Raw genomic sequence first — 18,408 nt, 5'->3', positions numbered from 1 at the left:
AACAATTTTCAGACGGCCTTTTGATTCAAGCCTATAAAAAAGAGCGTGTACCCTACACGCTCTTTTTGTTTGTTTTCCGAATCAAATACGCATCGGCATTACGATGTATTTGAAGTTCGGATTGTTTGGCACGGTAAACAGCGTTGAACGGTTAGCATCGCCGAAAGCAAGCTGCATATCGTCGGAGTGGATGTTACGCAACACGTCCATCAAGTAGCCGATGTTGAAACCGACTTCCAGTTCTCCGCCTTGGTAAGCGATTTCCAGCTCTTCGCGCGCTTCTTCCTGCTCGTTGTTGCTACATACGACACTCAGCAAACCAGGCTGCAGAAACAGTCGTGCGCCGCGGAATTTTTCATTGGCAAGAATGGCGGCACGTTCAAGCGCACCCAAAAGCTGGGTACGGGACACGAGGAAAATCTTGTCGTTATCCAAAGGAATCACGCGGTTAAAGTCAGGGAACTTGCCGTCGATGACTTTGCTGACAATAGTCGTGCCATTGCATTGGAAGCGTACTTGATTGTCCAAAAGCTCAACGGTGATGGACTCGGACGGATTGTTCAACAGCTTGAAGAGCTCCAATACCGTTTTGCGCGGCAGGATCACTTCCGTTTTCGGCAGTTCTGCCTCAATTTGGCTGGCCGCATAAGCAAGGCGGTGGCCGTCGGTTGCAACAAGGCGCAATTGGTTTCCTTCAACCTGCATCAGCAAGCCGTTGAGGTAATAGCGGATATCTTGAACCGCCATGCTGTATTGCACTTGCGAAAGCATGGTTTTGAAGGTTTCTTGAGTCAGCGAGAAAGTCGCGCTGACGTCGCTGCCGACGTTCATCAACGGAAAGTCTTCAGCAGGCAGGGTTTGCAGGGCAAAACGGGATTTGCCCGCGCGCAAAGTCAAACGGTTGTCCGCCCAATCCAGTGACACCAACGCACTGTCAGGCAGGGCGCGCAAAATGTCTTGGAATTTTTTAGCGTTGGTCGTAATGCGGAAATCGCCTGCCTGACTTTCAGGGCCGGCGGTATTGATTTGGATTTCCAAGTCGGTTGCCAAAAGTTTGGTTTGTCCGTCTTTGCTTTCCAGCAACACATTGGACAAAATCGGCAGAGTATGGCGACGTTCGACAATACCGGTAACGGCTTGCAACGGCTTGAGCAGACTGTCGCGATCGGCTTGTAAAATCAGCATGTTCCATTCCTTTGAATTTGAAATCGGTTGATTTGGGTATTTTAAAATATTTTTTGTATTCAGACGGCCTCACATTGACATCAGGCCGTCTGAATATTGCATTGGGTCAGTTCTGAATCAAAATCAGCAGTTTTTCGTAGTCTTGTGCCAATTCGGGATCTTCTTCACGCAGTTTCGCCACCGCTTTGACACCGTGCATCACGGTCGTGTGGTCGCGGCCGCCAAAGGCATCGCCGATAGAAGGCAGGCTGAGCGTGGTCAGCTCTTTGGTCAGGCTCATGGCAACTTGGCGCGGACGGGCAATGTTGCGCGTACGTTTTTTGCCTAATATATCGCTGATTTTAATACGGTAGTATTTGGCTGTCGCATCGATGATGATGTCTGCGGTAATGACTTTGTGTTTTTCGGCAATAATATCCTGTAAAGCCGTACGCGCCAAATCCATGTCGATGACAGGACGATTCATAAAACGGCTGCTGGCGCTGACACGGTTGAACGCACCTTCCAGCTCACGCACATTGGAGCGGATCAGATTGGCGATAAACAGAGCGGCTTCGTCTTCGATACTGATACCGGCTGCTTCTGCCTTTTTCTGCAAAATCGCCACGCGCATTTCCAATTCGGGCGGTTCAAGTTCCAACGTCAAACCCCATGAGAAACGGGATTTGAGACGGTCGTCCATGCCCTCGATTTTGGCAGGCAATACGTCGCACGTCAGAATCAGCTGTTTTTTCTCGTTGTGGAAATGGTTGTACAGATAGAAGAATTCTTCCATCGTGCGGTCTTTGCCTTTGATGAACTGAATATCGTCGATAATCAGCAGGTCATATTGTTTGTATTGTTGCTTGAATACATCGTAAGTATTGTTGCGCACAGCCTTCATAAAGCTGCGGATATAGTCGTCCGAGTGCATATAGCGCACTTTGGCATCAGGACGGTTTTTCAACAATTCGTTGCCGATGGCCTGCACCAAGTGGGTTTTACCCAAACCAGTACTGCCGTATAAGAAAAACGGGTTGTAGCCCTGCCCCGGATTTTCAGCAATCGCTTGGGCGGCTGCGGCGGCAAGGCGGTTGCCCTTACCTTCCACCAAAGTTTCAAATGTATAGTCGCGCGACAGATTGGTCTGTTCGTAGCGCGCTTCTTCCGCATCGTGTTGTGCGTCGGTTTTGGCTTTGGCAACTGCTTTAGACTCAGCCGGAGCGGCAGTTTGCACTTGAGGCTCATGCGGCAGGTTTTTCATGCGTTGTGCCAAAATCTCGGCAGCCGTCATGGCAGTGGCAGGCTTGGAAACCGTTTCAGACGGCCTATCTTCTTCCATTGGCGCAGCAGTTTGCAAAGGCATTTGAACAGGCTCTACAAATTCTTCAACTTCAATGACTTCTTGCACTTGCACCGGCGCAACAGTCTGAGCCGCCATTTCATAATGCGTACCTACGCCCGGCTTAAACGCGAAAGCAGCCTGCTGAGGCACCAATTCGGCACGCACGGCGTCAATTTTGGCGGCAAACTGGCTTTTGAGCATATTGCAGGCAAATTGGTTTTTACCATACACCACCCATACGCCGTTTTCTTCGCTCACGGTCAAAGGCGCAATCCATTGCGCAAACTGCCCGGCAGGCAACATTTCGTGAAGGCGGCAAAGGCACAGCGGCCAAAATTCAGCTAACGTCATGAGATTAAGCTCGGAAAATGGAAGATTTGGGAAATACAAGAAGGCAGAGCAGACAGGCAATCCGATAAAAATCAAATTCTTACGATACTCCCGCTGCTTTCAGACGGCCTTGCGCACAGAGAAAAGCAAGGTTGGGCGATTATACCCATTCTGCTCTTTTTTATCCACAACCGCCGCAAAATTTTATCCACAAATTCTATCAATGCATAAAACCCGTTGTCACACTTTGGCCAACGAAAAGTTTTTATATTGATTGACAAAAGCGGCAAATTGGAGTGTAATTCACGGTTTAATTATCTACCAATTTTTAGGAAACATCATGAAACGCACTTATCAACCTTCCGTTACCAAACGCAAACGCACCCACGGCTTCTTGGTTCGCTCCAAAACTCGTGGTGGTCGCGCAGTATTGGCTGCCCGTCGCGCCAAAGGCCGCAAACGCTTGGCTGTATAATTTTGAATTACGGCTTCTCAAAGCAGTATCGCTTATTAAAAACGGATGATTTTTCATCCGTTTTTGCGTTGAAAAACCGACGCAGCCGCGATTTGCTGCAAGTCTCCCAGTCCGCAGACAACGCGCTCGGCCATCCGCGCCTTGGTTTGGTCGTCAGCAAAAAGACCGCCAAACGCGCCCATGACCGCAATTATATGAAGCGCGTCATCCGCGACTGGTTCAGGCTGAATCAACACCAGCTGCCGCCGCATGATTTTGTTGTGCGCGTGCGTCAGGCGTTTAATCGGGAAACTGCCCCGGAAGCTCGAAACCAACTTGCCCAGCTGATGAAAAAACGCTGATGAATACCCTGCTTTCCAAGCTCCTCCTTGCACTCATCCGCTTTTACCAATACTGCATCAGCCCCCTCATTCCGCCGCGCTGCCGCTATACCCCGACCTGTTCACAATACGCAGTCGAAGCCGTCAAAAAATACGGCGCATTCAAAGGCGGATGGCTGGCAATCAAACGCATCGCACGATGCCATCCTTTCGGCGGACACGGACATGACCCTGTTCCATAATGCTGCTGTCAACCATTTAAAGAACACGATTTCCTTTAATTTCCCGTCGGTTTCTATATAATGCCGTCTGAAGCAGTTTTCATCTCGATTACCTATCCGTCAATTCCAGGAATCTCTTATGGATTTTAAAAGACTAATGGCGTTTTTTGCCATTTCAGTGGCAATTTTTGCCGGCTGGGAACATTTTTTCCCCAGCCCCAAACCTAATCCGGCGCAACAAGCCGCGCAACAGCAAACGGCCGCTGCTCCGGCAAAAGCCGCTGCCGAAGCCGCGCTTGCTCCAGCCACCCCCATTACCGTTACCACAGACACGGTCAAAGCCGTCATCGATGAAAAAAGCGGCGATCTGCGCCAGCTGACCCTCTTGCAATACAAAGCAACCGGTGACGAACACAAACCTTTCGTCCTGTTTAACGACGGCAAGGAATACACCTACGTTGCCCAATCCGAGCTTTTGGACGCACAAGGTAACAACGTACTAAAAGGCATCAGCTTTACCGCTCCGCAAAAACAATACAGTTTGGAAGGCGACAAAGTTGAAGTCCGCCTGAGCGCACCTGAAACCAACGGCCTGAAAATCGACAAAGTTTATACTTTTACCAAAGGCAGCTACTTGGTTAACGTCCGTTTCGACATTACCAACAGCAAAGGCCAACCCGTCAACCTGAGCGCAGACTACCGCATCGTCCGCGACCACAGCGAACCTGAAGGCCAAGGCTACTTTACCCGCTCTTACGTCGGCCCGGTGGTTTACACCCCTGAAGGCGGCTTCCAAAAAGTCAGCTTCTCTGATTTGGACGACGATGCCAAATCCGGCAAATCCGAAGCCGAATACATCCGCAAAATGCCGACCGGCTGGCTCGGCATGATTGAACACCATTTCATGTCCACTTGGATTTTGCAGCCTAAAGACGGCCAAAGCGTTTGCGCCGCAGGCGACTGCCGTATCGACATCAAACGTCGCAACGACAACCTGTACAGCGCAAGCGTCAGCGTGCCTTTAGCCGCCATTCAAGCCGGCGCGAAAGCCGAAACCGCCATCAACCTGTATGCCGGTCCGCAAACCACTTCCGTTATCGCCAACATCGCCGACAAACTGCAACTGGCCAAAGACTACGGCAAAGTACACTGGTTCGCCTCCCCGCTCTTCTGGCTCTTGAACCAACTGCACAACATCATCGGCAACTGGGGCTGGGCAATCATCGTTTTGACCATCATCGTCAAAGCCGTGCTGTACCCGTTGACCAACGCCTCTTACCGCTCTATGGCAAAAATGCGTGCCGCTGCACCTAAATTGCAAGCTATCAAAGAGAAATACGGCGATGACCGCATGGCGCAACAACAAGCCATGATGCAGCTTTACAAAGACGAGAAAATCAATCCGCTGGGCGGCTGTCTGCCTATGCTGTTGCAAATCCCCGTCTTCATCGGTCTGTACTGGGCATTGTTCGCCTCCGTAGAATTGCGTCAAGCGCCTTGGTTGGGTTGGATTACCGACTTGAGCCGTCCGGATCCTTTCTACATCCTGCCTTTGATTATGGCGGCGACCATGTTTGCACAAACTTATCTGAATCCGCCGTCAACCGACCCTATGCAGGCGAAAATGATGAAAGTCATGCCTTTGATTTTCTCCATCATGTTCTTCTTCTTCCCTGCCGGTTTGGTTCTGTACTGGGTAGTCAACAACCTCTTGACCATCGCCCAACAATGGCACATCAACCGCAGCATCGAAAAACAACGCGCCCAAGGCGAAGTCGTTTCTTGATAAAAGCTTAGGCAACATAAAGGCCGTCTGTTGTTCAGACGGCCTTTTTTATTTCCTCAAACAAATACAGTTTGAGATTGAACCCAATCCAGTTTTAAGCGGCATGAAGCACAAAAATCGTCGGGCGTTTTTTCAAATTCGGCATTTCTTTTCTTTTCCGCCACTGCGCAATCGTTTGGCTGATGATTTCCTGTGTCGGTAAGGTTAAGTCCGTGGCCACGCATAATCGCGTTTCAGGATGCAGGTTTTCCACCGCATCAGCCAACAACGCATCGTTGCGATACGGCGTTTCGATAAACAGCTGCGTTTCATTCTGCTGGCGCGAACGTTGTTCCAAAGCCTTCAAACACTGAATCCGCTCATTTTTTTCAGACGGCAAATAACCCTTAAACGCAAAGTTCTGACCATTCGCACCCGAAGCCATCAGCGCCAGCAACAAACTGGACGGCCCGACCAAAGGTCGTACTTCAAAACCGTGTTTATGCGCCAACGCCACCAAATTCGCGCCCGGGTCGGCAACAGCCGGGCAACCTGCCTCACTGACAATACCCATACTGCGCCCTTCTTGCAAAGGTTTCAGCAATTCCGGCAAAGTCTTCAAATCCGTGTGTTCATTCAGCGTTTGCAGATTCAGCTCGCGGATAGGCGTAGTTACGCCCAAATGTTTCAAATGCGCGCGCGCTGTTTTTTCCGCTTCTACGACAAAATCCGTCAGCCCGACAATCGCCTGTTGTTCATGCGGCAACAGGCATGGCGTATCAGGCGCACCCAAAGGGGTAGGAATCAAATACAAAATCGGTTTCATTCTTGCAACTCCAAAAAATCTCAGGCCGTCTGAACACATTCAGACGGCCTCAAACTATAAAACTTCCACACCTTCGTTTTTCAAAAAATCAATCAGACGGAAAATCGGAAGGCCGATCAAAGCATTCGGGTCCGTACTTTCAATCCGCTCCAACAAAGCGGCGCCCAAACCCTCGCTTTTCGCCGCACCGGCGCAATAAACTGCATCCGGCTCGCGTTCCAAATATCGGCTGATTTGTTCCTGCGACAACTGGCGCATGGCAACCACCGTATGATCGACATGATGCTGAACCTTGCCCGTAGCAGTATTCAAAAGCACGATTGCGCTGTAAAATTCAATCCGTTTTCCGCTTAAGTTTTCCAGCATCTGTTGTGCATTTGCGACGTTCATCGGCTTACCCAATTGACGTCCTTCGCACCATGCCACTTGGTCTGCACCGATAATCAGCGCGGCAGGAAAAGCTGCCGCCAATGAACGGGCTTTGCCTTCCGCCAAACGCAGCGCCGTTTCGCCTGCATGTTCGCCCGCAATAGGCGTTTCGTCAAAATCAGGCGATGCCGTCTGAAAATCGATACCCAAACGGCGAAGCTGTCCGCAGCGGAAAACCGAACTCGACCCTAAAACCAAAGGCAGTTTTACTTCCATATTTTTACTTAAAAACATTGACGTTAGACTGCCAAAATTATATCATACTCCGTTTATGTCATACCCTAATTTGATTGACCCAGAAGTTTTCGCCGCCGAAGGGCAGAATCTGCAAGGCAGCTTCCTGCTCGAAGAATTGGATGAACGAGTCAGTTCGCACGATTATCCGGCCGACAAACAGACACGCGTGTCGTTTACGCTGCAAGGCGGTCGCGACCGGCTGCAACGTCTGTTTCTCGATTTAAACGTCAAAGCCGACATGCCCCTGATTTGCCAGCGTTGCATTACGCCCATGCCGTTTCTACTCGATGAAACCAGCCGTATCGTCCTGTTTGCCGATGAAGAGAGTTTGGACGAAGCCATGCTTACCGATGAAGAATTGGAAGGCATGCTGCTCGAAAAAGAGCTTGACGTGCGGACTCTGGTTGAAGACCAAATCCTGATGTCGCTCCCTTTCTCCCCTCGACACGAAGACTGCGGCAACAATGGAACACTGGACGAAGTCAATCGGGACAAACCAAACCCCTTCGCTGTTTTAGCAGGTTTGAAAAGCAGTTAATTAGGACACAGTTTATTTATCTAGGAGCTTGAAATGGCCGTTCAACAAAACAAAAAATCCCCTTCTAAACGCGGTATGCACCGTTCACACGACGCTCTGACTGCGCCTTCTCTGTCTGTTGACAGCGCAACCGGCGAAGTGCATCGTCCACACCACATTTCTCCAAACGGTATGTACCGTGGCCGTAAAGTGGTAAAAGCTAAAGGCGAATAATCCGTTCGTCTGACTGAAAAAGCCAGAATATTGCCATGCAATGACTGGCTTTTTTGCATTGCACCCTGTATTTTCCTCTTCGGAAGCACACCATGAAACGTAAAATCTGGTACACCTACGACGACATCCACCGCGTAATCAAAGGATTGGCGGAAAAAATCCAAAACTCCGGCACCAAATACGATGCCATGATTGCCATTGGCGGCGGCGGTTTTATCCCTGCCCGCATGTTGCGCTGCTTCTTGGAAATTCCGATTTACGCCGTCACCACAGCCTACTACGACAACGATCACGAAGGTCAAGTGACCGAGGAAGTGAAAAAAGTCCAATGGCTCGATCCCGTTCCCGATGTACTGAAAGGCAAAAACGTACTGGTTGTTGACGAAGTGGACGACAGCCGCGTTACCATGGAATTCTGCCTGAACGAATTGTTGAAAGAAGATTTCGGCACTATCGGCGTGGCAGTATTGCATGAAAAAATCAAAGCCAAAGTTGGCAAGATTCCCGAAGGCATCCCTTATTTCAGCGGCATCACCGTTGAAGACTGGTGGATCAACTATCCTTGGGACGCGCTGGACATCGACGAACACAACAAATTGGCCGCGCAAAACCAATAAATCTGGTACGACCATCGCAACAAGCCTTTTCATCTGATTTTCCATTCAATCTCCTGAAAATCGGATGAGTGTGCTTTTCCGATTGTTTGATGCCGTCTGAAACACACAAACCGGAGAACAACATGATTACACTGGCCGTAGATGCCATGGGCGGAGATGCAGGCCTTGCGATTACCGTCCCCGGTGCAGTGGATTTCCTGAAACAGCAATCCGACGTACATCTGATTATGGTCGGAGATGAAGCAGCAGTCCGCCAAGCATTAAGCTCGGCAGGCGCACCTATGGACCGCATTACTGTCTGCCATGCAGCGCAAGTCGTCGAAATGGATGAAGCACCGCAATCTGCGCTGAAAAATAAAAAAGAATCATCCATGCGCATCGCCATCAACCAAGTTAAAGAAGGCAACGCGCAAGCTGCCGTATCGGCAGGCAATACCGGCGCACTGATGGCGACCGCCCGATTCGTCCTCAAAACCATTCCCGGCATTGAGCGCCCTGCTATCGCCAAATTCCTGCCTTCCGACAGCGAACACGTTACTCTGGCTTTGGATTTGGGAGCTAACGTCGACTGTACGCCCGAACAACTGGTTCAATTTGCCATCATCGGCAGCGAGCTGGTACACGCGCTACACCCCGAAAAAGGTAGCCCGCGCGTCGCCCTCTTGAACGTCGGTACAGAAGACATCAAAGGTACGGATGCCGTCAAACAAACCTTTAAACTGTTGAGCAGCAGCAAACTCAACTTTATCGGCAATATCGAAAGCAACAGCGTTTTGTATGGCGAAGCCGATGTCGTTGTCGCAGACGGGTTTGTCGGCAACGTTATGCTCAAAACCATCGAAGGCGCGGTTAAATTCATGAGCGGCGCCATCCGTCGTGAATTCAAAAGCACCCTGTTCAACAAACTTGCCGCCATTGCCGCCCTGCCCGCACTCAAAGGTTTGAAAGGCAAACTGGATCCGCGCAAATTTAACGGCGCCATCCTGCTTGGTTTACGCGGTATTGTGATTAAGAGCCACGGTGGAACCGACGAAGTCGGCTTCCGTTATGCTTTGGAAGAAGCCTACCACGAAGCCAAATCCGCCGGCCTCGCTAAAATCGAACAAGGCGTAGCCACCCAGTTGGCTGCTTTGGAAGCCGCCAAAGCAGCAGCCGAACTGGAAGAAACCGCTACTCCAGCAACGGAAGCTTAAGGCTGATATACACAGGCCGTCTGAAACTCCAAAAAGTTCAGACGGCCTGTTTTTATCTTTAATCACCGACTTCATTCTTAATATTGGGAATTTTCCCATTTTCGCTTACAATACCCGACTATCTGAATCAACTCTCTAAAAAGGCCGTTCTCATGCAATATGCCAAAATTTCCGGTACAGGCAGCTACCTTCCTGCCAACCGCGTCAGCAATGACGACCTTGCCAAAAAAGTGGACACTTCCGACGAGTGGATTACCACGCGTACAGGTATCAAATTTCGCCATATTGCAGACGACAGCGAAAAAACCAGCGATTTGGCCGCCGAGTCAGCGCGCCGCGCCTTGGCAGATGCCGGTTTGCAGGCTGACGATATCGACCTGATTATCGTCGCCACAGCTACCCCCGATATGCAGTTCCCTTCTACGGCAACCATCGTGCAGCAAAAATTGGGCATTGCCAACGGCTGCCCTGCCTTTGACGTACAAGCCGTGTGCGCCGGTTTTATGTATGCCCTGACCACTGCCAATGCCTACATCAAAAGTGGCATGGCGAAAAACGCTTTGGTTATCGGCGCTGAAACCTTCAGCCGCATCGTCGATTGGAACGACCGCACCACCTGCGTCCTCTTTGGTGACGGTGCGGGCGCGGTTGTCTTAAGTGCATCTGACGAACCGGGCATTATCCATAGCAAACTCAAAGCCGACGGCAACTACCTCAACCTTTTGAACGTCCCGGGACAAATTGCCAACGGCCAGATTTGCGGTTCGCCCTACATCAGCATGGACGGCCCCGGCGTATTCAAGTTTGCCGTCAAAATGCTGTCCAAAATCGCAGATGACGTTATCGAAGAAGCCGGTTATACCACCAATCAAATCGATTGGCTTGTGCCGCACCAAGCCAATAAGCGCATTATCGACTCTACCGCCAAACACTTGGGCTTGAGCATGGACAAAGTGATCCTGACCGTCCAAGACCACGGCAACACGTCCGCTGCCTCTATTCCGCTGGCACTGGATGTCGGTATTAAAAACGGCCAAATCAAACGCGGACAAAACCTCTTGCTCGAAGGCATCGGCGGCGGTTTTGCCTGGGGTGCGGTCTTAGTAAAATACTAACGGTTGGGCCGTCTGAACATCCCTTTCAGACAGCCTATTCTGCTAAAACCCATGAAATCCCTAACGTTTGCACTCTGCATCAGCAGCCTGTTTTTAAGCATAACGGCTATAATATTGCCCAAACTGGCAATCGCCTATCTCGCACTGAGTGCATACGTTTTCCTGCTTTACTACCTAGACAAACAGCGCGCACGCAACCACGGCAGACGCATACCCGAAGCAAAATTGCACCTGCTCAATCTGCTTGGCGGCTGACCGGGCGGTTATTGCAGCAGCCTCGCATTCCGGCATAAAACCAGCAAACTCAGTTTTGTCCGCACCTTCCGACTGACCGCCGCAACCAATACTGTCGCCACCCTCCTTCTGCTGGCGGACACCCTCAAACATTCAAACCAATAAGGAATTACCATGTCTTTCGCATTCTTCTTTCCCGGACAAGGCTCACAAAGCCTAGGCATGATGAACGGCTTTGCCGAGCAAGCCATCGTTAAAGCCACATTTGACGAAGCTTCCGCCGTATTGGGTCAAGACCTGTGGGCAATGATTAACGGCGAAGATGCCGAATTAATCGGACAAACCGTCAACACCCAGCCCATCATGCTGGCTGCCGGCGTTGCCACCTACCGCGCCTACTTGGAAGCCGGCGGTAAAATCCCTTCCGTCGTTGCAGGCCACAGTCTCGGCGAATACACCGCCCTCGTCGCTGCCGGCGCATTGGATTTCGCAGACGCGGTCAAACTGGTTCGTCTGCGCGCCGAACTTATGCAATCTGCCGTACCGCAAGGCGTAGGCGCAATGGCCGCTATTTTGGGTTTGGAAGACGATCAAGTAAAAGCCATTTGTGCCGAAGCTGCACAAGGCAAAGTCGTTGAAGCCGTCAACTTCAACTCCCCAGGCCAAGTCGTGATTGCCGGCAATACAGCCGCAGTCGAACGCGCCATGGCTGCCGCCAAAGAAGCCGGAGCCAAACGCGCCCTGCCGCTGCCTGTTTCCGTTCCCTCACATTGCAGCCTCATGAAGCCTGCAGCGGAAAAACTTGCCGAAGCACTGAAAGACATCACCATCAAACAACCGCAAATCCGCGTCATTCATAACGCCGATGTTGCCTCTTATGATGATGCTGACAAAATCAAAGATGCCTTGGTACGCCAACTGTACAGCCCGGTACGCTGGACAGAAACCGTCAACGCACTTGTCTCCGAAGGCATCACTGAATCCGCCGAATGCGGCCCCGGCAAAGTCCTCGCAGGCCTCGCCAAACGCATCAATAAAGAAGCCGCGTGCAGCGCATTGACCAATGCCGATCAAGTGACTGCATTTATCGAAGCCCACTAAAACGTTTTCAGACGGCCTTATCCTGTCAGGCAAGGCCGTCTGAAAAATCAGCTCACTCCAATCCGAATACATTATGAAAAAAAACATTATTCTTGCCGTTCCCTACATGTACGGACTGGATCAATGTATCGAAAAAAATCTGCGTTTTCTTGGTTTTGATGTCATTAACCTGTGCTATGACGACCGAGATTCCTATTATCCGAACTTGGGCAGCAGACTCAAAAATCTCTACCACAAACACATCACCAAAGACGGCAACTATAAAAAATACCTCAAATACAGCCGCCACCTCGACGACATTCAACAAAAACTGGCCTTGTTAAATGGTAAAAAAGCCGATTATGCGCTCTGTATCCGTGCCAATATTTACCCCAAAGAAATCATCGCCACCATCCGCGAACACAGCAATGTTTGTGTGAATTATCAATGGGATGGCGTAGGTCGTTTTCCAGATATTATTGAATATTTGGATTATTTTGACCAATGCTGGGTTTTCGATCCCGACGATATTCAAAAATATCCACAATGCCGTTTCAAAGCCACCACCAATTTTTACTTTGACTTTCCCGTGGCAGAATATGCACCTACCAACAAACTCTACTTTTTAGGCGGCTACGAACTTAGACGCGAAGAACAAACCAAACGCTTTATCCAAGAAACCGAACGCCTCAACCTACCCTTGGATTTTCATATCTACTGTAAAGACGATAGGGCTGAAAAAGCCTTCGGACACAACGGCATCCGCTATCTTGACCGCAGCAGCATCCTCAGCTTTGAAGAAAACCTCAGCCAAGTACAAAGTTGCGGTGCGGTTGTCGATTTTGCACAATTCGAACATTACGGCTTATCATTCCGTATCTTCGATGCGTTGCGTTTCGATAAAAAACTGATCACCACCAACAAACATATCTTGGAGACCGACCTATACCACCCGGACCGTGTGTTCGTATGGGACGGCGGTAATTTAGACGCATTGCCTGAATTCTTGGCGCGCCCGTATCAGCAACCTGACCCTGAAATCAAAGCCTATTATTCGTTTACACAATGGCTAAACCGCCTGCTCGGCATTGATTAACCCTATTGCCTACGGCAGATACTTCTGCCTGACAAAATATTACATCGAATACATTATGAGTAAGAAAAAAGTCATTCTCGCCATGCCGGAACTCTTCAAAATCCACGAACTCATTATTGAGAACTTGGAGAAATGCGGATTTGAAGTGCTGTCCCTGACCTATGAAGAAAAAGAGTTCAAATACAAAAATGTATTTCAACGGCTGAAAAAAATCTGGTATCGAAATATTCTTGGACAAAAAGACTTCAAAAAACGGACCATGTTCCGCGCCGTAGAAGAACGCCTCAATACCCTGTTAAGCGAACATCCCGAACAAGCGGATTATTGCTTCATGATTTGGCTAGGCGCCTACCCGAAAGACTTCATCGCCAAGCTCAGAGCGCATTCAAAATTGATGGTGTACTACAACTGGGAAGCCCTGACCTTCTTAAAAGAAGACTTCGACAACATCGAATTTTTCGACAAATTTTACTTTTTCGATCCGTTTGACCAAGGCAAACACCCCGAATACGCCGAAAAACTCTTTCCAACCACCAGCTTCTACTTTGACAGCTTCAGGCCGTCTGAAAACCCGCAAAACAAAATCTTGTTTATCGGCTCGTACGCTGCCGACCGCAACAATGACATCCGTGCATTTTGCGAAGCTGCACGTTCAATCGGTTTAGAAATAGATTTCCGCTTGGCCAGTAAGAAAATTGAAGAAGAAAAAGCGGCTTTGGGCATTCCCGAGGTCGAGTTCTTCTCATTTGAAAACGCCCTCTCCTATCGTCAAAACTTAGAAGAAGCGGCCAAATCCTCCGTATTGGTAGATTTCCTCAACCGCAAGCACTACGGCCTCTCTTTGCGGATTTTCGAAGCGATTGGTTTGGACAAAAAACTGATTACGACCAATCCGACCATCGTACATTACGATTTTTATCACCCGAACAATATGTTCTACTGGAATGGAAGCAACCTTGACGAACTCAAAGCCTTCCTGACCTTGCCGTATGTACCGCTTGCCCCCGGCCTGAAGCACAAATACAGCTTCAGCAACTGGATCAGCTGCGCATTTGATATTGAACCGAATATCCCTATCGGATTGCCTGAAATCGATAGAGACGTTGTGGAGAATTTAAATGTTTGATAGAGAAAAATTAGTATTAGAAACTGCTCATATCCGCAAACGAGAATTCATTGAACAGCCGAGACATATTGTTTATGCAGCCGATCAAAACTATATCAAACACATCGGCACTGCGTTACTTTCTGTGCTGCAAAACAATACCAATCCAATACATTTTCATTTGTTAGTTAGTGGTTCAGAAGGTTATGATTTTAATATTTTCGATCAAATTGAAACATCAAATCAAAACTACGCAATAAGCGTTTACCATTTAAATACAGAATACTTTTCTACCCTGCAGACTACCCATTATTTTACTATCGCTATGTATTACCGTATGAGTATCCCTTGCTTATTAAAAGGTATTGCTCATACTGCGCTTTATTTAGATACTGATGTACTGTGCTTGGGCAACATTGATGATTTATTTGAAATCGACATTTCAAATTCTTTGATTGCTGCCGTACCTGATGCAATCTTATACAGAGCATATATAAAACAACTCAATCAATTTGGTTTTACAGATACTGAGCCTTATTTCAACTCTGGGGTCATTCTATTCAATATTGACAAATGGAATGATATGGCAATAGATAAAATTTTGTCTGAAAAAATGCAAGCCGTAGAAAAACAGAATTTTAAACTCTCCTGTCCAGACCAAGATATTTTGAATTTAGCCTGTATAGGTCATGTACACTGGCTTTCAGAAAACTTTAACTGGATACATTGGCATCAAAAATACAGTGAATTAATCGACAATCCCAACAATATCCGCTTAGTCCATTTTGTTGGTCATATCAAACCGTGGCATCAATTAGGCTTCCACCCTGCATATGATCAATATTTTAAGAATTCCCCATGGAATAACGGATATCTAGAACAACCTCTATCAACTTGGTTGCCCTTTCCAAATCCTAAAAGGAAATTTAGACAAGCAGCCAAACGGCTTTGGAAACAAGGACAAAAAAAGCAAGCATGGGCATACTACAGAGAATATTTATTACGAAGAATCAACAAACGACGGTATCAAGCACCCTCCCCAGGTAAATAAGGCCGTCTGAAACCATTTTTCCAATCACAATTAAGGAATAAAACATGAGTACACAAGATTTAAGCGGCAAAATCGCTTTGGTAACCGGCGCATCGCGCGGTATTGGTGCGGCAATTGCCGATACTTTGGCTGCGGCCGGTGCAAAAGTTATCGGCACTGCCACTAGTGAGAGTGGCGCGGTTGCAATCGGCGAACGCTTGGCACAATGGGGTGGCGAAGGCCGTGCATTAAATTCTGCCGAACCTGAAACCATCGAAAATCTAATTGCCGACATCGAAAAAGAATTCGGCAAACTGGATATTCTGGTCAACAACGCCGGCATTACCCGCGACAACCTCCTAATGCGCATGAAAGAGGAAGAGTGGGACGACATCATGCAGGTCAACCTCAAATCTGTCTTCCGCGCCTCTAAAGCCGTATTGCGCGGCATGATGAAACAGCGTGCCGGCCACATCATCAACATCACATCCGTTGTCGGCGTGATGGGCAATGCCGGCCAAACCAACTATGCAGCCGCAAAAGCAGGCTTAATCGGCTTCTCCAAATCTATGGCGCGTGAAGTCGGCAGCCGTGGCATTACCGTCAACTGCGTTGCCCCCGGCTTTATCGACACCGATATGACCCGCGCCCTACCGGAAGAAACCCGCAAAACCTTTGAAGCGCAAACTTCTTTGGGCAAATTCGGTGAAGCACAAGATATTGCCGATGCAGTCTTGTTCTTGGCTTCTGATCAGGCAAAATACATTACCGGTCAGACACTTCATGTCAACGGCGGCATGTTGATGCCTTAAACCATTTATTTAAAGGCCGTCTGAATATTTCAGACGGCCTTTTTTGTCAATCAAAACACTACTTTACATTCTATCTTGATATAATCTTAATAATCCGTTAGATAACGCTCGAAACAGTAAGTCCAAATAAGCATGATACGGGAAATCAAATCGCAGAAATGAAGTTCATTCTGTGCGTTTTTATTTGGGTTTGCTGTCGGTTTTCGACGTGTTTCAGACGGCCTATATAACAATAGCTACTCTTAACGAAAGGCCGCCCACTCTATGCACGAATTCTCCCTCGGACCCATTGTCATTGTCTTGTTGGTTTCCGTCATTACAGTTATCTGCTGTCGCAAGTTCAACATTCCTTCCATGCTCGGTTATCTTTTGGTCGGTTTTATTGCCGGTCCGGGTATGTTCAAACTGATTCCGCAAAGCCATGCCACCGACTATTTGGGCGAAATAGGCATTGTATTCTTGATGTTCAGCATCGGTCTCGAATTCTCCCTGCCCAAACTCAAAGCCATGCGCCGTCTCGTATTCGGCTTGGGCGGTTTGCAAGTCATCATTACCATGCTCTCGATTATGGGCATTTTGATGGCAATGGGCACGCCGTTTAACTGGGCGTTTGCCACTGCGGGCGCACTGACCATGTCGTCCACCGCCATCGTCAGCCGCATTCTGTCGGAGAAAACCGAGCTGGGTCAGCCACATGGACAAATGGCCATGGGTGTTTTGCTGATGCAAGATATTGCCGTGGTACCGCTGATGATTCTGATTCCGGCACTTGCTGGCGGCAGCGAAGGCAACTTGTGGGTAGAACTGGGCTTGGCCGGTTTGAAAATGTTGCTGACCTTGGGCATTTTGTTTGTTGTCGGCAGCCGTGTGATGTCGCGCTGGTTCAGACTGGTTGCCAAACGCAAATCGTCCGAACTCTTTATGATCAACGTTTTGCTGGTTACTTTGGGCGTGGCCTATCTGACGGAGCTTGAAGGCCTGTCTATGGCATTGGGCGCATTCGTTGCCGGTATGCTGCTTTCCGAAACCGAATACCGTATTCAGGTGGAAGACGACATCCGTCCATTCCGCGATATCCTGCTGGGCTTCTTCTTCATTACCGTCGGTATGAAGCTGGATATTCAGGCGCTGATCGGCAACTGGCAGCAAATCCTGATTTTGTTGGCAATCCTGTTGGTCTTGAAAGCACTGGTCGTCTTCATCATCGCTTTGCGCATGAAAAACCCTACGAGCGACAGCCTCAAGAGTGCGCTTTATTTGGCACAAGGCGGCGAGTTCGGTTTCGTGATGCTGGCTATTTCCAGCAAAATCAATATGGTTTCGCCCGAATTGGAACAAGCAGCCACTGCAGCCGTCTTGCTCTCCATGATTGCCGCACCATTCATTTTGGGCAGCAGCGATGCCATCGTCAGCCGCTTTGTTAAATCCGACTGGGACATGAAAGCCTTGGACTTGCACTCCATGCTGGTGGAAACCATGAGCAAATCCGAACACGTCCTAATTATCGGTTTCGGACGCGGCGGTCAATCGGTTGCCCGTGTATTGGCGCAAGAAGGCATCCCCTACTTTGCCCTTGACTTGGATATTGCCCGCGTACAAGTGGCACGCAACGCAGGCGAACCGGTTTCCTTTGGCGATGCCAAACGCCGTGAAGTCTTGGAAGCCGCCGGCTTGGGACGTGCCAAAATAGTGGTCATCACGCTGAACAATATGCATGAAACCCAACATGTTCTCGGCAACATCATGTCCATGCATCCGAGCATGCCGGTTTATGTTCGCGCCACCAATGACGATTACGTTAAAACCTTTACCGAAATGGGTGCTGAAGAAACCGTCTCCGATACCAAAGAAACCAGCCTGGTGCTGGCAAGCTATGCCATGTTGGGCCACGGCCTTTCCTACAACCATGTTTATCAAACCATAACCCACATCCGTCACAGCCGCTATGCATCTTTGCAAGACTTGTTTGTCGGCAGTGATGATGACAGCTTCTCCGACGAAGACAGCAAGGCCGTCTGCCGCCATGCCTTCCCATTGCAAGGCGAGGCACATGCCATCGGTAAAACCATCCGTGAATTGCCCTTGACCGCCCATCATCTGAAACTATTGTTTATCCGCCGCAATACCGGAAAAATCCAAGACCTTGACCCTGATTTCGTTCTGGAAACCGGCGACATTTTGGTTGTCGCAGGCAAACAGGAAGAAATTATTTCCTTTGAAAACTGGTGCTTGCAGGGAGACATCTAATTATCGGCAAATAAAT

The 18,408-nt window shown here is 49.0% G+C and carries 20 protein-coding genes; 16 read left to right on the top strand and 4 right to left on the bottom strand.

Going from position 1 to position 18,408, the window contains the following annotated elements; genetic code table 11:
* Positions 1–81: 81 nt before the first annotated feature.
* Together dnaN and dnaA are read right to left on the bottom strand one after the other, a co-directional pair.
* Complete coding sequence (gene dnaN / locus ACTHSA_RS02625; protein ID WP_004520410.1) at positions 82–1,185, bottom strand: DNA polymerase III subunit beta; 1,104 nt, start codon at positions 1,183–1,185, stop codon at positions 82–84.
* A gap of 106 nt (positions 1,186–1,291) precedes the next feature.
* Complete coding sequence (gene dnaA / locus ACTHSA_RS02620; protein ID WP_049343534.1) at positions 1,292–2,860, bottom strand: chromosomal replication initiator protein DnaA; 1,569 nt, start codon at positions 2,858–2,860, stop codon at positions 1,292–1,294.
* Positions 2,861–3,179: 319 nt separating this feature from the next.
* Between dnaA and rpmH the strand changes: the two genes are divergently transcribed.
* The 4 genes from rpmH (at position 3,180) to yidC (ending at position 5,641) form a co-directional block, all read left to right on the top strand.
* Positions 3,180–3,314, top strand: a complete 135-nt coding sequence (gene rpmH / locus ACTHSA_RS02615; protein WP_002214728.1) for a 50S ribosomal protein L34 — start codon at positions 3,180–3,182, stop codon at positions 3,312–3,314.
* A gap of 2 nt (positions 3,315–3,316) precedes the next feature.
* Positions 3,317–3,655 (top strand): ribonuclease P protein component, encoded by a 339-nt coding sequence (rnpA, locus tag ACTHSA_RS02610; protein WP_049343532.1) that lies wholly within the window; start codon positions 3,317–3,319, stop codon positions 3,653–3,655.
* Complete coding sequence (yidD, locus tag ACTHSA_RS02605) at positions 3,655–3,876, top strand: membrane protein insertion efficiency factor YidD (protein ID WP_003682178.1); 222 nt, start codon at positions 3,655–3,657, stop codon at positions 3,874–3,876. Before rnpA ends, yidD begins: the two co-directional genes overlap by 1 nt.
* Positions 3,877–3,994: 118 nt before the next feature.
* Positions 3,995–5,641 (top strand): membrane protein insertase YidC, encoded by a 1,647-nt coding sequence (yidC, locus tag ACTHSA_RS02600; RefSeq protein WP_049336372.1) that lies wholly within the window; start codon positions 3,995–3,997, stop codon positions 5,639–5,641.
* A 94-nt stretch (positions 5,642–5,735) separates the two neighbouring features.
* On the opposite strand, the gene ACTHSA_RS02595 is transcribed toward yidC, so the two are convergent.
* Positions 5,736–6,446: an SAM-dependent methyltransferase gene (locus ACTHSA_RS02595; RefSeq protein WP_049336370.1), complete on the bottom strand. Its 711-nt coding sequence runs from the start codon at positions 6,444–6,446 to the stop codon at positions 5,736–5,738.
* A gap of 54 nt (positions 6,447–6,500) precedes the next feature.
* Positions 6,501–7,091, bottom strand: coding sequence for a Maf family protein (locus tag ACTHSA_RS02590; RefSeq protein ID WP_049336421.1), 591 nt, complete (start codon positions 7,089–7,091; stop codon positions 6,501–6,503).
* Positions 7,092–7,146: 55 nt separating this feature from the next.
* Here ACTHSA_RS02590 and ACTHSA_RS02585 point away from each other — a divergent pair, with 55 nt between their 5' ends.
* The 12 genes from ACTHSA_RS02585 to ACTHSA_RS02530 all read left to right on the top strand — a co-directional run bounded on the left by ACTHSA_RS02585 (position 7,147) and on the right by ACTHSA_RS02530 (position 18,392).
* Entirely contained in the window at positions 7,147–7,650 is a 504-nt protein-coding gene (locus ACTHSA_RS02585) for a YceD family protein (RefSeq protein ID WP_049336368.1), read from the top strand.
* A gap of 33 nt (positions 7,651–7,683) precedes the next feature.
* Complete coding sequence (gene rpmF, locus ACTHSA_RS02580; RefSeq protein WP_002240035.1) at positions 7,684–7,863, top strand: 50S ribosomal protein L32; 180 nt, start codon at positions 7,684–7,686, stop codon at positions 7,861–7,863.
* A 92-nt stretch (positions 7,864–7,955) separates the two neighbouring features.
* Complete coding sequence (locus ACTHSA_RS02575; RefSeq protein WP_049332638.1) at positions 7,956–8,480, top strand: phosphoribosyltransferase; 525 nt, start codon at positions 7,956–7,958, stop codon at positions 8,478–8,480.
* Between the two features lie 122 nt (positions 8,481–8,602).
* Entirely contained in the window at positions 8,603–9,673 is a 1,071-nt protein-coding gene (gene plsX / locus ACTHSA_RS02570) for a phosphate acyltransferase PlsX (protein ID WP_049336419.1), read from the top strand.
* Between the two features lie 152 nt (positions 9,674–9,825).
* Positions 9,826–10,788 carry a beta-ketoacyl-ACP synthase III gene (locus ACTHSA_RS02565; RefSeq protein ID WP_049336364.1) on the top strand — a complete coding sequence of 321 codons (963 nt, stop codon included), beginning with the start codon at positions 9,826–9,828 and terminating at the stop codon, positions 10,786–10,788.
* Between the two features lie 51 nt (positions 10,789–10,839).
* Positions 10,840–11,043, top strand: coding sequence for a DUF1294 domain-containing protein (locus ACTHSA_RS02560; RefSeq protein WP_224783389.1), 204 nt, complete (start codon positions 10,840–10,842; stop codon positions 11,041–11,043).
* A gap of 153 nt (positions 11,044–11,196) precedes the next feature.
* Positions 11,197–12,123 carry an ACP S-malonyltransferase gene (gene fabD, locus ACTHSA_RS02555; protein ID WP_070625182.1) on the top strand — a complete coding sequence of 309 codons (927 nt, stop codon included), beginning with the start codon at positions 11,197–11,199 and terminating at the stop codon, positions 12,121–12,123.
* A gap of 73 nt (positions 12,124–12,196) precedes the next feature.
* A complete protein-coding gene (locus tag ACTHSA_RS02550) occupies positions 12,197–13,198 on the top strand; it encodes a hypothetical protein (RefSeq protein WP_049336360.1) in 1,002 nt (333 codons plus the stop codon).
* A gap of 55 nt (positions 13,199–13,253) precedes the next feature.
* Positions 13,254–14,324: a hypothetical protein gene (locus tag ACTHSA_RS02545; RefSeq protein WP_049336417.1), complete on the top strand. Its 1,071-nt coding sequence runs from the start codon at positions 13,254–13,256 to the stop codon at positions 14,322–14,324.
* Positions 14,317–15,354, top strand: coding sequence for a glycosyltransferase family 8 protein (locus tag ACTHSA_RS02540; RefSeq protein WP_049336358.1), 1,038 nt, complete (start codon positions 14,317–14,319; stop codon positions 15,352–15,354). Before ACTHSA_RS02545 ends, ACTHSA_RS02540 begins: the two co-directional genes overlap by 8 nt.
* A gap of 44 nt (positions 15,355–15,398) precedes the next feature.
* Positions 15,399–16,145 carry a 3-oxoacyl-ACP reductase FabG gene (gene fabG / locus ACTHSA_RS02535; protein WP_440378794.1) on the top strand — a complete coding sequence of 249 codons (747 nt, stop codon included), beginning with the start codon at positions 15,399–15,401 and terminating at the stop codon, positions 16,143–16,145.
* Between the two features lie 264 nt (positions 16,146–16,409).
* Positions 16,410–18,392, top strand: coding sequence for a cation:proton antiporter domain-containing protein (locus tag ACTHSA_RS02530; protein WP_440368002.1), 1,983 nt, complete (start codon positions 16,410–16,412; stop codon positions 18,390–18,392).
* The last annotated feature ends 16 nt before the right edge of the window (positions 18,393–18,408 follow it).

This window comes from Neisseria sp. P0008.S002, assembly GCF_051962805.1.
GTDB classification, from domain to species: Bacteria; Pseudomonadota; Gammaproteobacteria; order Burkholderiales; family Neisseriaceae; genus Neisseria; species Neisseria perflava.
Note: the sequence above shows the minus strand (reverse complement) of the source record. Positions and strands in the feature narration are given on the sequence as shown.

What these genes read in the sequence shown, in the direction of transcription:
- dnaN (WP_004520410.1), bottom strand. Translation starts at nt 1,185, where the DNA reads ATGCTGATTTTACAAGCCGATCGCGACAGTCTGCTCAAGCCGTTGCAA.
- dnaA (WP_049343534.1), bottom strand. Translation starts at nt 2,860, where the DNA reads ATGACGTTAGCTGAATTTTGGCCGCTGTGCCTTTGCCGCCTTCACGAA.
- rpmH (WP_002214728.1), top strand. Translation starts at nt 3,180, where the DNA reads ATGAAACGCACTTATCAACCTTCCGTTACCAAACGCAAACGCACCCAC.
- yidD (WP_003682178.1), top strand. Translation starts at nt 3,655, where the DNA reads ATGAATACCCTGCTTTCCAAGCTCCTCCTTGCACTCATCCGCTTTTAC.
- yidC (WP_049336372.1), top strand. Translation starts at nt 3,995, where the DNA reads ATGGATTTTAAAAGACTAATGGCGTTTTTTGCCATTTCAGTGGCAATT.
- ACTHSA_RS02595 (WP_049336370.1), bottom strand. Translation starts at nt 6,446, where the DNA reads ATGAAACCGATTTTGTATTTGATTCCTACCCCTTTGGGTGCGCCTGAT.
- ACTHSA_RS02590 (WP_049336421.1), bottom strand. Translation starts at nt 7,091, where the DNA reads ATGGAAGTAAAACTGCCTTTGGTTTTAGGGTCGAGTTCGGTTTTCCGC.
- ACTHSA_RS02585 (WP_049336368.1), top strand. Translation starts at nt 7,147, where the DNA reads ATGTCATACCCTAATTTGATTGACCCAGAAGTTTTCGCCGCCGAAGGG.
- rpmF (WP_002240035.1), top strand. Translation starts at nt 7,684, where the DNA reads ATGGCCGTTCAACAAAACAAAAAATCCCCTTCTAAACGCGGTATGCAC.
- ACTHSA_RS02575 (WP_049332638.1), top strand. Translation starts at nt 7,956, where the DNA reads ATGAAACGTAAAATCTGGTACACCTACGACGACATCCACCGCGTAATC.
- plsX (WP_049336419.1), top strand. Translation starts at nt 8,603, where the DNA reads ATGATTACACTGGCCGTAGATGCCATGGGCGGAGATGCAGGCCTTGCG.
- ACTHSA_RS02565 (WP_049336364.1), top strand. Translation starts at nt 9,826, where the DNA reads ATGCAATATGCCAAAATTTCCGGTACAGGCAGCTACCTTCCTGCCAAC.
- ACTHSA_RS02560 (WP_224783389.1), top strand. Translation starts at nt 10,840, where the DNA reads ATGAAATCCCTAACGTTTGCACTCTGCATCAGCAGCCTGTTTTTAAGC.
- fabD (WP_070625182.1), top strand. Translation starts at nt 11,197, where the DNA reads ATGTCTTTCGCATTCTTCTTTCCCGGACAAGGCTCACAAAGCCTAGGC.
- ACTHSA_RS02550 (WP_049336360.1), top strand. Translation starts at nt 12,197, where the DNA reads ATGAAAAAAAACATTATTCTTGCCGTTCCCTACATGTACGGACTGGAT.
- ACTHSA_RS02545 (WP_049336417.1), top strand. Translation starts at nt 13,254, where the DNA reads ATGAGTAAGAAAAAAGTCATTCTCGCCATGCCGGAACTCTTCAAAATC.
- ACTHSA_RS02540 (WP_049336358.1), top strand. Translation starts at nt 14,317, where the DNA reads ATGTTTGATAGAGAAAAATTAGTATTAGAAACTGCTCATATCCGCAAA.
- fabG (WP_440378794.1), top strand. Translation starts at nt 15,399, where the DNA reads ATGAGTACACAAGATTTAAGCGGCAAAATCGCTTTGGTAACCGGCGCA.
- ACTHSA_RS02530 (WP_440368002.1), top strand. Translation starts at nt 16,410, where the DNA reads ATGCACGAATTCTCCCTCGGACCCATTGTCATTGTCTTGTTGGTTTCC.